This window comes from Streptomyces sp. JNUCC 64 (assembly GCF_054484115.1).
The window spans coordinates 3564024-3578948 of sequence record NZ_CM137015.1 but is presented as its reverse complement, the minus strand read 5'-3'; the positions used below and the strand labels follow the sequence as shown (position 1 = coordinate 3578948).

Below are 14925 nucleotides of genomic sequence, written 5' to 3'. Positions count from 1 at the left end.
GGACAGGACCAGGTTGGTCCCGTTTCGTCGGCACCGTCCCGCTCGGGAGTGCCCCAAAGGGGCGCGGGGAACTGCGCGAGCAACCCCCGAGCACCCGCACGGGACAACGCAGCCGCACCAGAGCGCCCCGAAAGGGGCGCGAGGAACTGCGCGAACAACCACAGCGCACCCGCACTCCACGGCTCAGCCGCACCAGAGCGTCCCCGATAGGGGCGCGGGGAACTGCGCGAACAACCACAGCGCACCCGCACAGGACGACGCCCCCCGGCCAGGGGACGCACCCGACAGGGGCGCGAGGAACTGCGCGAGCAACCCCCAACCCGCCGCACGGACCGGCCCGACGACCGCCAGGCCCCCGGACCTCCCGTTCCCCCGGACCTCCCGGTCCACCACCGCCCCGCACACCACACCAGGCGACGGAGAACGCCCACCGACCCGGCGACGGGGACCGGGCCGAGCCCCGGCCGGGACAGCGACCGGACCGGCTCCGGAACGGAGAGGGCAGGCGCCCCAGCCTCGTGCCGCATACGATCCCGGTGTGGACCCCGCCCACGACCCCCGGCACCCCCACCCAAGCGCCCGACGCGCCCCGCGCGCCCAACGCGCTCCGCGCACCCCCCGCACCCGAACCGCCCTCCCCCGCCTCGCCCTCACCCTGACGCTCGCCGTCGCTGCGGGCTGCGTCCCACCCCTGGCGGCGGGGCCCGGGGCCCGCAACGAGGGGGCAGCCGGGGCGGGCGACCCGTACTTCCCGCTGCTGGGCAACGGCGGCTACGACGTCACCCACTACGACCTCGCCCTGACCTACGAACCGGGCACCCGTCACCTCACCGGCACCGCGACCCTCACCGCCCGGGCCACCCAGGACCTCGCGGCCTTCCATCTGGACCTGCTGGGGATGACGGTCCGTTCGGTCACCGTGGACGGCGCGGCGGCCCGCGTCGAACGCGACGGTCAGGAGCTGGCCGTCCGCCCCCGGACGTCCGTGACGCGCGGCGCGGACTTCCGCACCACCGTCCGCTACGCGGGCCGCCCCCGGACGGTCACCGACCCGGACGGCTCGGAGGAGGGCTGGCTGCCCACCGCCGACGGGGCCGTCGCGCTGGGCCAGCCCACCGGCTCCATGGCCTGGTTCCCCGGCAACCACCACCCGGGCGACAAGGCCGCCTACGACATCGCGGTCACCGTCCCCGAGGGGCTGACGGCCGTCTCCAACGGCGAACCGCGCGGCACCCGCACCGCCGACGGCCGCACCACCTTCCGCTGGCACGCCGCCGAACCGCTCGCGAGCTACGCGGCGACCGTGGCGGTGGGCCGCTTCGAGGTCACCACCGGCACCCTGGACGCCGATCCGCTCACCGAGACGGACGGCGTCAAGGACGGCGACGGGCGCCGCGCCCTGTCCGTGCACACGGCCGTCGACCCCCGGGAGGCGAAGGCGGCCCGGAAGACGCTGGCCCGGCTCCCCGAGGTGCTGACCTGGGCGGAGCGCTCCTTCGGCCCGTACCCGTTCTCCTCCACCGGGGCGATCGTGGAGCGGACCGGCGACGCGGGGTACGCGCTGGAGACCCAGACCCGTCCGGTGTACCCGGGCGCCCCGGACCTCCTCCTCGTCGTCCATGAACTGGCCCACCAGTGGTACGGGGACTCGGTCACCCCCCGGACCTGGCGGGACATGTGGCTGAACGAGGGGTTCGCCACCTACGCCGAGTGGCTGTGGGACGAGGAACACGGGGGACGCACCGCGCGGAGCGTCTTCGACGCGCTCCACCGGGGCGACTACTACGACGAGCCCGGCGCGGACGCCGCCGTCTGGGCCTTTCCGCCCGCCGTTCCGCCGGACGCGGCGCGGATCTCGCAGGCCCCCGTCTACCAGCGCGGCGCGATGGTCCTGCAACGGGTGCGCGACACGATCGGGGACGCCACGTTCCGGAGGCTGCTGCGGGAGTGGCCCGCCGCGCACCGCCACGGCACGGTCGACACGGCGGTCTTCACCGCGTACGTCGAGCGGTTCGCGCCCCGGCACCGCCGGGCGCTGCGCCGGGTGTGGGCCGACTGGCTCTACGGCGAGGGCCGCCCGCCCCGCCCCTGACCCGTGCTCTTTGTCGGGCCCTGCGGCCGTGGGTCCGGGCCCTCAGGCCGTCCGTTGCGCGCGGGCCCGTCGTGGCCGCTCGCGCAGTTCCCCGCGCCCCTATCGGGGCCCGTCCGCGTCGGCGAACGGAACCGAGGGGCGGTACGGGGCCATCAGCGGGAAACGAGCCGGTGCCGGTGGACGGACGGGGGGGAGAGACACGGGCCCCATCAGGGGCGCGAGGAACTGCGCGAGCAACCACAACACACCCGCACAGGACGACGCCCCCGGCCAGGACGCACCCAATGGGGGCGCGGGGAACTGCGCGAACACCACAACGCACCCGCACTCCACGGCGCACCCAGCCCGGGACGCACCCAATAGGGGCGCGAGGAACTGCGCGAGCAACCACAACGCACCCGCACCGCACGGCGCACCCGGCCAGGGGACGCACCCGACAGGGGCGCGGGGAACCGCGCGGGCACCCCCCCCGTACGGGGCAACCGCAAGGCCCCCGGAACGACCTGCTCGGTTCCGGGGGCCTTCCACGCCCCACACACGTGCGGACGGACCACGAGGGCCCGACGGACGCCGGGGGAGGGGAGAGAGGCGGACGTCAGACGTTGACGCCGAAGTCCTGGGCGATGCCGACGAGGCCGGAGGCGTAGCCCTGGCCCACCGCGCGGAACTTCCACTCCGCGCCGTTGCGGTACAGCTCGCCGAAGATCATGGCCGTCTCGGTGGCGGCGTCCTCGCTGAGGTCGTAGCGGGCGATCTCGGAGCCACCGGCCTGGTTGACGATGCGGATGTACGCGTTCCGCACCTGGCCGAAGTTCTGGCTGCGGGACTCGGCGTCGTAGATCGAGACCGGGAAGACGATCTTGTCGATGTCGGCCGGGAGCGCGGCCAGGTTGACGTTGATCGCCTCGTCGTCGCCCGCGCCCTCACCCGTCCGGTTGTCACCGGTGTGGACGATCGTCTGGTCCGGGGTCTGCTTGTTGTTGAAGAAGACGAAGTGACCGTCCGAGTAGACCCGGCCCTGGTTGTTCACGGCGATGGCCGAGGCGTCGAGGTCGAAGTCGGTGCCGGTGGTGGTCCGGACGTCCCAGCCGAGGCCCACCGTGACGGCGGTCAGACCCGGTGCCTCCTTGGTGAGCGAGACGTTGCCGCCCTTGGACAGGCTTACAGCCATGGGGATGTCCCTTTCCTAGTGATCTGTCGGTCTTCGTACCGAGGACGAAGTTACCGTCATCCCTATGAACGCCGCGTGAGTGCCTCAAGGTTCCTGGTGCCCCGCGTTTCTTCGCTTGTCGATCACACGTTCGAATCAACGATGATCCAGGACGTACAACCATCGGTGCCCCCGGCGGGTCAAGTCCCCGTGGGGCACGCACCGTCCGAGGTGCGTCACCAGACGAGAACCACGGGGAGTCCCTTGTCCTGGCGACTGAAATCACGTCTCGCCCTCGCGACGGCCACCGCCGCGGCCCTCGCCGGAGGTCTGCTGACGGCCGCCGGGAGCCCGGCCGCCGCCGCGCCCGCCGCGCCCGCCAAGCACGCGGACGACTTCAACGGGGACGGCTTCCGCGACTACGTCCAGCGGACCCATGGAAAGGTCGTCGTGACGTACGGGACCGCGACCGGCCCCGGCTCCCGGACGGAGGAGTTCACCCAGGCCGGGCCCGGCATCCCGGGAGAGCCCAAGCGCTATGTGGAGGACAGCGACTACTTCGGCGTGAATCTGGCCCCCGCCGACTTCAACCGGGACGGCTATGCCGACCTGGCCGTCAGCGACCCGGTCGAGAAGGCGAACGGCCTGGCCGCGCGGGGCATGGTGATCATCATGTGGGGCTCGCGCTCGGGGCTCGGCGCCAAGGCCACGGAACTGCCCATCCGGAACCCCGACCGGAGCAAGCGGTTCGGTTCGGCCCTCGCCACCGGGGACTTCAGCGGCGACGGCAAGCCCGACCTCGCGGTCCTGGACGCGGACGGCGTGTACGTCTACCGGGGCGGTTTCTCCTCCCGGACCGGCCGCACGGGACCGGTGACCCTCCACAAACACCGCGATCTGAGGCATGTCACCGGACTGGTGGCGGGCAAGATCACCAAGGACCGGACGACGGACCTCTATCTCCTCAGCAGTGGCTGGGACCGGGAACGGCGCGAGTCGACCTCGGACGTGTGGCTCCTGCGCGGCGGCGCCAAGATCCACTTCGGCGGCCACCGGGCCTACCGCGCCAAGGAGCTCTTCAGGGAGGGCGTCATCGCGGACTTCGACCGCGACGGCTACGGGGACCTGGTGGTGCCGGAGTCCCATCACCGGACGCGGCGCGGCGCCGTGGTCGTGATCCCCGGCGGCAGCGGAGGCCCCGGCGCCGCCCGCCGCCTCACCCAGGACACCCCGGGCATCGCGACCGGCTCCCGCGAGGACGACAACTTCGGCTCGGCGGTCGCCACCGGGAACCTCGACGGAGACCGCTATCCCGACCTCGTGGTGAGCGCGGTCGGGGAGGAGGTGGCCGGTATCCGGTACGCGGGCGGGGTGCACGTCCTGCGCGGCGGCCCGCGCGGCCTCACCGGCACCGGCTCGCGGTGGATCACCCGCGCCACCCCGGGAGTCCCCGGCGAACCCACCAGGGGCGGGCTGTTCGGCGCCAGCCTCGCCGGCCGCGACCTCGACCGCGACGGCCACCCGGACGTCATGGCGTCCGACACCTACCGGGACGGCGAGGAGCGGGCTTCCAGCAGCGTGGTCCTGCCCGGCGGACGCGACGGCGTACGGCCCGCCGACGCCTACGAGGTCCCGGTGACCGCGGACCTTCCCTAGGCCGTCCGGGCCGGGCGGACCACCGCCGCCCGGCCCGGAACGGGCACGAAGGAACGCGAAGAGACAAAAAGGGGAACGAAGGGGCGCGGGGGAGGGGCACCGGAAGAAGAAAGACTCCGAGCGCGTACAACCCCCGGCCCCCCGGGTGAGTCTTGCGGGCGCGCACCGCGCGAGGTGCGTCCATGACAAGAACACGGGAGAGCGCGTTGTCCTGGCACTTGAGATCACGTCCGGTCCTCGCGGCGGCCCTCACCGCCGCCCTCGCCGGAGGTCTGCTGACGGCCGCCGGGAGCCCGGCCGCCGCCGCGCCCGCCAAGCACGTGGACGACTTCGACGGGGACGGCTTCCGCGACTACGCGCAGTCGGGCTCCGGGGAGTTCACCGTGACGTACGGGACCGCGACCGGCCCGGGCTCCCGGACCAAGACGTTCACCCAGAACAGCCGTGGCATACCTGGCCGTTCACTCAGTGACCGCGAGTACTTCGGTGAGGAACTGGCCACCGCCGACTTCAACCGGGACGGTTACGCCGACGTGGCCGTGAGCGACTCGTACGAGAAGGTGGGCGGCCGGGCCGTGCGGGGCATGGTGGTCATCGTGTGGGGCTCGCGGTCGGGGCTCGGCGCCAAGGCGACGTCCCTGTCCGTCCGGCACTCCGAAAGCCGGAAGCAGTTCGGGAGGGCCCTTGCCGCCGGGGACTTCAACGGTGACGGCAAGCCCGACCTCGCGGTCGCCGACCATTCGAGCGTGTACGTCTACCGGGGCGGTTTCTCCTCCCGGACCGGTCGCACGGGCGCGGTGACCCGGCATGAGCACCGCCGTCTGATGGAGACCCACGGACTGGTGGCGGGCAAGGTCACCAAGGACCGGGCGACCGACCTCTACGTCCTCGGCCAGGGCTACGACCAGGCGCGGTCCCTGCTGACCTCGGACGTGTGGTTCCTGCGCGGCGGCACCACGGTCCGGTCGGGCAAGTACCGGACGGTCAAGCGTGACTTCCCGTACCTCGGCGTTCGCGGGGTCATCGCGGACTTCGACCGTGACGGTTACGGGGACCTCGCGCTGCGGGAACAGAAGTACCGCTCGTTCCGGGGCGCCGTGCTCGTGGTCCGTGGCGGCAGCGGTGGGCCCGGCGCGTCCCACCGTCTCACCCAGTCCACCCGGGGCGTCGCGACCAGCGCCCGCGCGGAGGACGACTTCGGCGCGCGGATCGCCACCGGGAAGATCGACGGTGATCGCTATCCCGACCTCGCCGTGAGCGCCCAGGGGGAGACCGTGGCCGGTACGCGGGCCGCGGGCGGGGTGCACGTCCTGCGCGGCGGCCCGCGCGGGCTCACCGGCACCGGCTCGCAGTGGTTCAGCCGCGCCACCCGGGGCATCCCTGGTGAACCAGTCGAATACGGTCAGTTCGGTCAATATCTGGCGGTCCGTGACCTTGACCGCGATGGCCACGCGGACGTCCTGGCGTCCGAATGGCGCACCCTCAGCGTGGTCGTACCCGGTGGGCCCGGCGGCGTACGCACCGCCGACGCCCGGGAGATCCAGCTGAAAGCCGAACTCCCGTAGACCCGGTACCCGGGGCCGGAGGACCCGGCCCCGGGTACCCCCACCCCCGAAATGAGGGTGACGCGGACGCCCCGGGGGCGCGACCATGGACCCCATGTCCGGTCCTCATGTCATCCGTGGCTCGGTCCTCCTCCCGGAGGCCGAGCTGATGTGGCGTTTCTCCAAGTCGTCCGGGCCCGGGGGCCAGCACGTCAACACCACCGACTCCCAGGTGGAGCTGCGTTTCGACCTGGCGCGCACCACCGCGCTGCCGCAGGTCTGGAAGGACCGGGCGCTGGCCCGGCTCGCCGACCGGCTGGTGGACGGGGTGGTCACCGTCCGGGCCTCCGACCACCGTTCCCAGTGGCGCAACCGCGAGACGGCGGCCGTCCGGCTCGCCTCGTTGCTCGCCGAGGCCACCGCGCCGCCGCCGAAGCCCCGCAAGGCGACCCGGATCCCCCGGGGCATCAACGAGCGGCGGCTGCGCCAGAAGAAGGCCCGCGCCGAGACCAAGCGGGGCCGCTCCGGCCGCGACTGGGGCTGACCGGCACCCGGGCCGTCCCCCTGCCCGCAGGACGACCGGACCCCTGCCCGCAGGACGACCGGGGGACGGCCTGAGGGACGGGGGACGGGGAAGGGGACGAGGACGGGCCGGAAGGCCGGAAGGGTGGGGGGGCTACCCCAGCGTCCGGTAACGCCCCCGGAAGTACGTCAGGGGGCCGCCGTCCGGGCTCGGCAGGTCGGCGGTGAGGACGCGGCCGATGACCAGGACGTGGTCGCCCGCCGGGACCCGCTGTTCCGTGCGGCACTCCAGGGTGGCCAGCGCCCCGCCCACCAGCGGGGCGCCCGAGACCTCGCCGCGTGCGTAGGGGATGTCCTCGAAGAGCAGCCGGTCGCTGATCCGGCCCTTCATCGCGAACCGGCCCGCTATGTGGCGCTGGCTCTCCGCGAGGACGGACACCGCCCAGTGCGGCTGTTCCGCCAGCAGGTCGTCCATGCGGGAGCCCTCGCGCAGGCTGACGAGGACCAGCGGGGGATCGAGGGAGACCGAGAGGAAGGCCGTCGCGGTCATGCCGACGTCCTCGCCCCGGGGCCCCTGGGGCGACAGCGGCGGCTCGTGGGCGGTCACCAGCACGACCCCCGCGGCCAGGCGGGACATCGCGGCGCGGAACTCGTCGTGGCTCACTCCCCCAGGATGCCCGGCCGGGGCGTCGGCGGGAGGGGACGGCACGGGCAGGGAGGTCTTCAGCACGCCCGTCACGCTAGCCGTGGACCGTCCCGCGCCGCATCGGCCCAGGGATCGAGACCGGTCCTAGGTCCATAGGACCGGTTTCCCCCCGGGAGCGGGGGTCGCCGGGGTACGGTCGGCTTACCCCCATGAAGGGAAATGGATGTGTATACCCAACGCCGTATGTATCCAAAACCCTTTTCGGCGATTTCCGGAAGCATATTCCGGAGTGTCGAATGCGCCCCCCGGGCCCCTCTGCACCGCCCTCCCGCGACCCTGGAAACGCCCGTCAAGCGGGGCCACGGTGGCCTCAGGGTTTGCGCGCAGCAAACGGGGCACGGATCTGTCTATGCGCGTCGATTGGCATATTCGTTAGATGTGACATGAGTCACAGCGCCCGATATTTGTTGACCCTGTGTACCGGCTGGACAGCTCACTGTGATTCAGTGGCGGGGACGCCGCACTCAGGTGCACTCGGGCGCACTCAGCCGATGAGATAACGCTGGAGTTGCCGCCGACGTCTCGGGGAGGGCAAGCATGGAGACCGAGTCGGAGCCGTACGTCCGCCTTGCGACCCTGCGGCAGCTGCATCAGGTCATGGCCGACATGAACACGGCACGCAGCCTCGCGGACACCGTGCAGACCGTCGCCAACGGGGTCGTCACGGGGCTGGGCTACGAGCTGGCCGCCGTCAACCTCGTCCGGCCGGACGGGGACCTCGTCGTCGCCGCGTTCGCCGGGAACGCGTCCGCCGAGGCGCTGATCACCGGCCGGGTCGGCTCGCGCACCTCGTGGGACCGGCGGCTCGGCATGGGCGAGCGCTGGGGCAGCCTGATCTTCATCCCGCACAGCGAGGGCTGGGTCCTCGACGAGGACGACGTCCCGCAGTGGTACACCGACGGCCCCGAGCCCCGGTTCGAGGACGAGTGGCACCCCGCCGACCGCCTCCTGGCCCCCCTCTACGCCAACGGCGGCCTCCCCGGAGAGCTGATCGGGGTCCTCTCGGTGGACCGCCCGCGCAACGGGCGGCTCCCCGGCGCGTGGGGGCGCGAGGCGCTCCAGATGTACGCGTTCCAGGCCGCCATTGCGATAAGCAACGCGCGTCTGCGAGCAAACATGCAGCGGGCGCTCGTCCGGCTGGAGCGCGAGCAGCAGGCGCTGCGGGCCAGCGAGGAGTCCTTCCGGCAGGCGTTCGAGTACGCGCCGAGCGGCATGGCCATCGCCGAGATGGGCGGTGACCAGCACGGACGCATCCTGCGCACCAACGACGCGCTGTGCCGTCTGCTGGGCCGTCCGGCGTCCGCGATGCGCCGCTACTCCTTCTCCGACCTGGTCCACCCCGAGGACATAGGGACCCTGCTGCGGACCTCGGCGGAGGGCGGGCGCGCCGAACTGCGGCTGGCCCGGCGCGACGGCACCTACATCTGGGTGTCGCTGCGGAACTCGGTCGTCGCGGACGCCGCCGACGGCCCCCGCTTCCTGCTCACCCACGTCGAGGACATCGAGGAGCGCAAGCGGCGCGAACTCCAGCTCGCCCACCGGGCCAGCCACGACGCGCTCACCGGGCTCCCCAACGCGGCCGAGCTGCGGGCCCGGCTCTCCTCCCGGCTCTGTCGCCGCCCGCAGGGCGCCGCCGCGCGGGACGGGGCGGGGGAGACGGCGGACGCCGCGTACGGCGGGCCCGGGGCGCACGGCTTCGACCAGGCGGAGGACCTCGCGGAACGGGCGGCCCGGGCGGCCGAACGGTTCGACACCCCGGCGGGCGAACCCGTCGTCGGCTACGACCACGTCCACGTCGTCGCCCCCGAGGGGGAGCAGGACGACGGGACGAAGGGCCTGGCCGTCCTCTTCTGCGACCTCGACGGCTTCAAGTCGATCAACGACCGGTTCGGCCACCACACGGGGGACGCCGTCCTCATCGAGGTCGCCCGACGGCTCACCAGCGGGGTCCGGGACGGGGACACCGTCGCCCGGCTCGGCGGCGACGAGTTCGTGGTCCTCGCGGACGGCCTCGGCAGCGCGGACGCCCAGGACCTCGCGGTGCGGCTGCGCAACGCGATCATCCCGCCCATCCGGGTGGACGGCCGGGCGGTCCGGGTCGGCGCGAGCTTCGGCATCGGCTGGGCCTGTTGCGGGATGACCGCCGAAGAGGTGCTGAAGTCTGCCGACCAGCTCATGTACGTGGAGAAGCGGGCCCGCGCCAAACAACAACGCAGAGCGGGCTGACCCCCGCCCCCGTTCCCCGGCTCCGGCCCCCCGGTGGGCTCCCGGAGCCCGGGGCCCGAGCTCCCCGGGCCCCGCCAATCCCGGGCCCACGCACCCCGGGCAGCCGCCCTCCGGGCACCCGCGCCCCCGGGCAGCCCCCCTCCCGGCACCCGCGCCCCCGGGCACCCGCACCCCCGGGCAGCCGCCCTCCGGGCACCCGCGCCCCGGGGCACATCCCCGGGCACTCGCGCCCCCTCGGGCGGGCGTCGGGGACTCCTGCCGTCGTCCGGGCCTCCGGCCGTGGGGCGGGGCCCTTCGCTCGTCGGTTCCGCGCGGGCCCGTCGTGGCCGTTCGCGCAGTTCCCCGCGCCCCTTCGGTGCGTCCCGGCTGGGGTGGCGGGGTCCGGGGCCGTCCGGGCGGGTCTCGTCCGCGGGCCCGTTGTGGCCGTTCGCGCAGTTCCCCGCGCCCCTTACGGGGCCCGTACCGCCCCCGTTCACGGATACCGACCCCCGACACCAGCCCCCGTTCCCCAACACGGCCCCCGCCCCGCTCAGGAGCGCCCCAAAGGGGCGCGAGGAACTGCGCGAGCAACCCCCGAACACCCGCACCGGACAACGCGACCGCACCAGAGCGTCCCGAAGGGGGCGCGGGGAACTGCGCGGGCAACCCCCGAGTACTCGCACCGGGCGACGCGACCGCACCAGAGCGTCCCGAAGGGGGCGCAGGGAACTGCGCGAGCGGCCACGACGGGCCCGCACGGACCCGACGACCGCAAGGCCCCCGGGACCTCCCGCCCCCGAGGTCCGGGCCGGGGCCGGGGCCGCGACCGTCCCCCGGCCCAGGCCCAGGTCCGGACCGCCCAGGTCCGGACCACCCCGCGCCGGGCGCGTGAGGCGCTCGCGCCGGGCGGCCGGACCCCCGTGGACGCTCCCGGCGGGCGCCCCGCCGCCCGGCGGGCACGCGCCGTGGTGTCCGGGAGCGGTGTGGTTCGTGTGCTGTTCCGGGATTCGGATGCGAGGTGGGGAACCGTCACCCAATGGGATGAGTCGGAACGGGTAGGCTCGCCCGCATCACGCGTATGGGACCTTCGCGTGAGCAGACCTTGAGGAGTGACCCAGGGATGACCGCCGGAGACAACGGCAGCAAGCCCGAGGACGACGACCCGTTCGGCTATCTGTACGCCGACGGCCAGGCGTCCGGGGCCACCCCGCCCAGCGGCGGCGGCTACGGCTACCCGGGCCCCCGCTCCTCGTACCACCAGGTCCGCCCGGTGGGCGAGCGCCAGTACGGCGGTCCGCCGCAGGGCCACGCCCAGCAGCCCACCGCCGCCTACGGCCAGGTCCCCCCGCAGCAGGGGTACGGCCAGCCCCCGTACGGCCAGCCCGGCCAGGTACAGGCCCCGGGCGGCCCGGGCGCGCACGGCGCCCCGGGCGGGCAGGGCGGCGGCCGGGGGCGCGGTCCGAACACCAAGGGCATCCTCATCGGCGCGGTCGCGGTCGTCGCGGCCGTCGTCATCGGCATCGTCGTGGTCGTGGTGAACGGCGACGACGACAAGGAGCCGGCCGCCTCGGACAAGACCGCGACGGCGCCCGCCCAGGGCCCCGACGGCGGGGACGAGGGCGACAAGGACGACAAGGACGACGAGAAGGCCGAGGAGGAGCCGGAGGAGCCCGGCGAACTGCCCCGGCTCGACGCCAAGGCGCTGAAGCTGGAGGGCGGCACCAGCACCGCCTCCGACGTGGAGGGCGCCAAGGCCGCGGGCGGGGTGTACGTCACCGGCTTCGACAAGGTCGGCGCGGCGGTCACCTGGACCATCGACGACCTGCCGGACCCCGGCAAGTACACCGTGTTCGTCGGCTACGGGGTGCCCGGCAAGGACGCCAACGCCACCCTCACCGTCAACGGCACCGCCCAGACCCGCCCCTTCAGCCTGAAGAACTTCGCGCGCGCCGCCGAGGGCGATCTGGAGAAGGGCTGGACCCAGTCCTTCGGCTACATCGACCTGAACAAGGGCACCAACACCATCAAGCTGTCCTGCGAGGACGGCAACGACTGCGACGTCAACCTGGACCGGTTCTGGCTGAAGAAGGGCTGGGTCTCGGAGTGACCCCCGCCCGCTGACCGCCCCGGTACGCCTCCGGTACGCCTCCGGCACGGCTCCGGCACGGCTCTCCCGGGACGACCCGGTACGGTTCCGGGCCCGTACGGTCCGGGAGCGGTCCCCGTGCCGTCCCGTACGGTCGGGAACGGTCCCGCGCGGTCCCGCAACCGTCAGGGACGCTCCCGTACGGTCCAGGACCGCCTAGCTCCGGAACCGCCTGGCTCCGGAACCGTCCCGCTCCAGTACCGCCCCGGTGCGGAACCGTCCCGCTCCGGGACCGTCCAGCTCCCGAACGGTCCCCTCAGCCTCCGGCCGGCTCCGCCGGCTCCGCCGTGACCCGGACCCGGCCCAGGTACTCCGTGTACGCGGCGGCGTCGAACTCGCCCGCCACCGGCGCCCGCACCGTCGCCGCCGACAGCGCCACCGCCCGCGTCAGCCGCACCGGCCAGGGCTCGCCCGTCACCAGCGCCGACAGCAGCCCGGCGACCGCCGAGTCCCCGGCCCCCGTGGGGTTGCCCTTCACCAGCCCCGGCGGCCTCGCCCGCCAGCGGCCCTCCGGGGTCACCGCCAGCAGCCCCTCGGGCCCCAGCGAGGCGATCACCGCGTGCGCGCCCCGGCGGCGGGTCTCCCGGGTGGCCTGCGCGGGGTCGTGGGAGCCGGTCAGCTCGGCCAGCTCCCCGGCGTTCGGCTTCACCAGGTCCGGCCGGGCCGCCACCCCGCGCCGCAGCGGCTCCCCGCTGGTGTCCAGCAGCACCGGCACCCCCGCCGCCCGCGCGGTCCGCACCAGCCGCGCGTACGCGCCGACCGGGACCCCCGGCGGCAGGCTGCCGCACAGCGCCACGGCGGAGGCGGTGGGCACCAGGGAGTCGTAGCGGTCGAGGAGGACGTCCCACTCGGGGCCGGTGACCGGCGGGCCGGACTCGTTCAGCTGGGTGGTGTTCCCGGTCACCGCGTCCACGACGGCGACCGTGCGCCGGGTGGCCGCGACGGTGGGCACCAGCGCGTCGGTGATCAGCCCGGCCCCGTCCAGCGCGGCGAGTCCCGCGCGCAGCGCCCGGCCCGTGCCGCCCCCGGCGAACCCGGTGACCGTCACCCGGTGGCCGAGGGCCGCGAGCACCCGGGCCACGTTCAGCCCCTTGCCGCCGGGCCGTTCGATGACCTCGGTGACCCGGTGCGAGGCGTGCGGGCGCAGGGACGGGACCCGGTACGTGAGGTCGAGCGCGGTGTTCAGCGTGACCGTCAGGATCACCGTGGGCCTCCCCCGGAGGGTGCGCCCGCCGGACCCCGGCTGCCGCCCCCGGCCCCGGACGGGGACCGGTCGTGCCGGGCCGTGCCGGACATGGCGGGTCGGTCGTGCCGGGCGGTCCGGGTCGGGCGGTCCGATCGTTTCCGGTTCTGATCATGCCAAAGAGACGGCGGTCGGCACAGACCCCGTGCCGACCGCCGTCTCCCGGTGACGTGTTCCCCGCCGTCGCGGGCCGGGCTCAGCCCAGCTCGGGCTCGACCACCCAGGCGCCGCGCCGCATCACGCCCTTGAGCGCGAACGACTCGTCCAGGACGACCAGGTCGGCGTACTTGCCGGGCTCCAGCGAGCCCACCGAGTCGTCGATGCCGAGCAGCGCCGCCGGGTTGGCGGAGATGGCCCGCACCACGTCCTCGACGGGCAGCCGGTCGACGGTCACCGCGCGCTGGAACGCCCGGTCCAGGGTGAGCGTGGAACCGGCGATGGTGCCGTCCCCGGGGAGCCGGGCGACCCCGTCGCGGACCTCCACCTCCAGCGGGCCCAGCCGGTAGTCGCCGTCGCCGAACCCGGCCGCGTCCATGGCGTCGGTGATGAACGCCACCCGTCCGGCGCCCGCGTGGTGGAAGGCCAGCTCCAGCGCCGCCGGGTGCAGATGCGTCCCGTCGTTGATCAGCTCGACGGTGACCCGGGGGTCCGCCAGCAGCGCGGCGATCGGCCCGGGCGCGCGGTGCCCGAGCACCGGCATCGCGTTGAACAGGTGGGTCGCGACGGTCGCCCCCGCGTCGATCGCCTCGACGGTCTGCTCGTAGGTGGCGTCGGTGTGACCGATCGCCGCGATCACCCCGTGCTCCACCAGCAGCCGGACGGAGTCGGTCCCGCCGGGCAGCTCGGGGGCGAGGGTGAGCATCCGGGCCTGGCCGCGCGCCGCGTCCACCAGCTTGCGGACCTCGGCCGGGTCCGGGTCGCGCAGCAGGCCCTCGGAGTGGGCGCCCTTGCGACAGGGGGAGATGAACGGGCCCTCGAAGTGGACGCCCGCGATCTCGCCCTGCTCGGCCAGTTCGGAGAGCAGTCCGGCCTGCCGGGCCAGGGAGTCGATCTCGCCGGTGACGGCGGAGGCGACGAGGGTGGTGGTGCCGTGCAGCCGGTGGGTGTGCACGGCGCGCAGGATCTCGTCCACCGAACCGCCGGAGAACGAGGCGCCACCGCCGCCGTGGTTGTGCAGGTCCACGAACCCGGGGACCACCCAGTGGCCGGTCAGGTCGAGGGTGGGGACGGCGCCGGGACGGCCGGGGACGATCCGCTCGCCTTCGACGGTGACCTCACCGCCGTCCACGATCCCGGTGGGCAGTACCACCCGGGCGCCTGCGAGCACGTTGCTGGGGGCCATCAGGCGGGTACCTCCGAGGAGTCAGAGTGTCCGGACCCGCGTGGTCCGGAACGGGATGCCTTGCCTTTCTTGGTGACCGCCTTGGCGCCCTTGCCGGTGCCGCTCTTGGCACCCTTGCCGCCCTTGCCGGTCTTCCCGCCCTCGTCGGCACCACCCGGGCCGCCGACGTCACCCGTACCGCTCGTGCCACCCGTACCGCTGGTGTCACCGGTACCGCTGGCGTCACTCGTGCCACCGGTCGTCCCGGAGTCACCACCGCCGGTCTTGCCACTCCCGGCGGTGGTGCCCTCCCGGACCTCCCGGACCTCCCGGACGTCCC

Annotated in this window: 10 protein-coding genes; 6 read left to right on the top strand and 4 right to left on the bottom strand. The window is 74.0% G+C overall.

What is annotated here, in order from left to right; translation table 11 throughout:
- Positions 1 to 655: 655 nt before the first annotated feature.
- On the top strand, positions 656 to 2092 hold the full coding sequence (locus ACVWNX_RS14520) for a M1 family metallopeptidase (protein ID WP_454414769.1): 1437 nt from the start codon (positions 656 to 658) through the stop codon (positions 2090 to 2092).
- Positions 2093 to 2687: 595 nt separating this feature from the next.
- Here the strand turns inward: ACVWNX_RS14520 and ACVWNX_RS14515 are convergent.
- The gene (locus ACVWNX_RS14515) at positions 2688 to 3263 is read right to left on the bottom strand and encodes a TerD family protein (protein ID WP_454414345.1); all 576 of its coding nucleotides are present in this window, start codon (positions 3261 to 3263) and stop codon (positions 2688 to 2690) included.
- 243 nt (positions 3264 to 3506) lie between these two features.
- Here ACVWNX_RS14515 and ACVWNX_RS14510 point away from each other — a divergent pair, with 243 nt between their 5' ends.
- The 3 genes from ACVWNX_RS14510 (at position 3507) to arfB (ending at position 6986) form a co-directional block, all read left to right on the top strand.
- Positions 3507 to 4898, top strand: coding sequence for an FG-GAP and VCBS repeat-containing protein (locus tag ACVWNX_RS14510; RefSeq protein WP_454414344.1), 1392 nt, complete (start codon positions 3507 to 3509; stop codon positions 4896 to 4898).
- Positions 4899 to 5080: 182 nt separating this feature from the next.
- Positions 5081 to 6463, top strand: coding sequence for an FG-GAP and VCBS repeat-containing protein (locus ACVWNX_RS14505; protein ID WP_454414343.1), 1383 nt, complete (start codon positions 5081 to 5083; stop codon positions 6461 to 6463).
- Positions 6464 to 6557: 94 nt separating this feature from the next.
- Complete coding sequence (arfB, locus tag ACVWNX_RS14500) at positions 6558 to 6986, top strand: alternative ribosome rescue aminoacyl-tRNA hydrolase ArfB (RefSeq protein ID WP_454414342.1); 429 nt, start codon at positions 6558 to 6560, stop codon at positions 6984 to 6986.
- A 132-nt stretch (positions 6987 to 7118) separates the two neighbouring features.
- Here arfB and ACVWNX_RS14495 read toward each other — a convergent pair whose 3' ends face one another.
- Positions 7119 to 7694 carry a flavin reductase family protein gene (locus ACVWNX_RS14495; protein WP_454414341.1) on the bottom strand — a complete coding sequence of 192 codons (576 nt, stop codon included), beginning with the start codon at positions 7692 to 7694 and terminating at the stop codon, positions 7119 to 7121.
- A gap of 513 nt (positions 7695 to 8207) precedes the next feature.
- Here ACVWNX_RS14495 and cdgB point away from each other — a divergent pair.
- Together cdgB and ACVWNX_RS14485 are read left to right on the top strand one after the other, a co-directional pair.
- On the top strand, positions 8208 to 9896 hold the full coding sequence (gene cdgB, locus ACVWNX_RS14490; RefSeq protein ID WP_454414340.1) for a diguanylate cyclase CdgB: 1689 nt from the start codon (positions 8208 to 8210) through the stop codon (positions 9894 to 9896).
- A 1099-nt stretch (positions 9897 to 10995) separates the two neighbouring features.
- Complete coding sequence (locus ACVWNX_RS14485) at positions 10996 to 11982, top strand: carbohydrate-binding protein (RefSeq protein ID WP_454414339.1); 987 nt, start codon at positions 10996 to 10998, stop codon at positions 11980 to 11982.
- 295 nt (positions 11983 to 12277) lie between these two features.
- Here ACVWNX_RS14485 and ACVWNX_RS14480 read toward each other — a convergent pair whose 3' ends face one another.
- On the bottom strand, positions 12278 to 13225 hold the full coding sequence (locus ACVWNX_RS14480) for a 1-phosphofructokinase family hexose kinase (RefSeq protein ID WP_454414338.1): 948 nt from the start codon (positions 13223 to 13225) through the stop codon (positions 12278 to 12280).
- Positions 13226 to 13460: 235 nt separating this feature from the next.
- Positions 13461 to 14606 (bottom strand): N-acetylglucosamine-6-phosphate deacetylase, encoded by a 1146-nt coding sequence (nagA, locus tag ACVWNX_RS14475; protein WP_454414337.1) that lies wholly within the window; start codon positions 14604 to 14606, stop codon positions 13461 to 13463.
- Positions 14607 to 14925: the final 319 nt, after the last annotated feature.

What these genes read in the sequence shown, in the direction of transcription:
- ACVWNX_RS14515 (WP_454414345.1), bottom strand. Translation starts at nt 3,263, where the DNA reads ATGGCTGTAAGCCTGTCCAAGGGCGGCAACGTCTCGCTCACCAAGGAG.
- ACVWNX_RS14505 (WP_454414343.1), top strand. Translation starts at nt 5,081, where the DNA reads ATGACAAGAACACGGGAGAGCGCGTTGTCCTGGCACTTGAGATCACGT.
- arfB (WP_454414342.1), top strand. Translation starts at nt 6,558, where the DNA reads ATGTCCGGTCCTCATGTCATCCGTGGCTCGGTCCTCCTCCCGGAGGCC.
- cdgB (WP_454414340.1), top strand. Translation starts at nt 8,208, where the DNA reads ATGGAGACCGAGTCGGAGCCGTACGTCCGCCTTGCGACCCTGCGGCAG.
- ACVWNX_RS14485 (WP_454414339.1), top strand. Translation starts at nt 10,996, where the DNA reads ATGACCGCCGGAGACAACGGCAGCAAGCCCGAGGACGACGACCCGTTC.
- nagA (WP_454414337.1), bottom strand. Translation starts at nt 14,606, where the DNA reads ATGGCCCCCAGCAACGTGCTCGCAGGCGCCCGGGTGGTACTGCCCACC.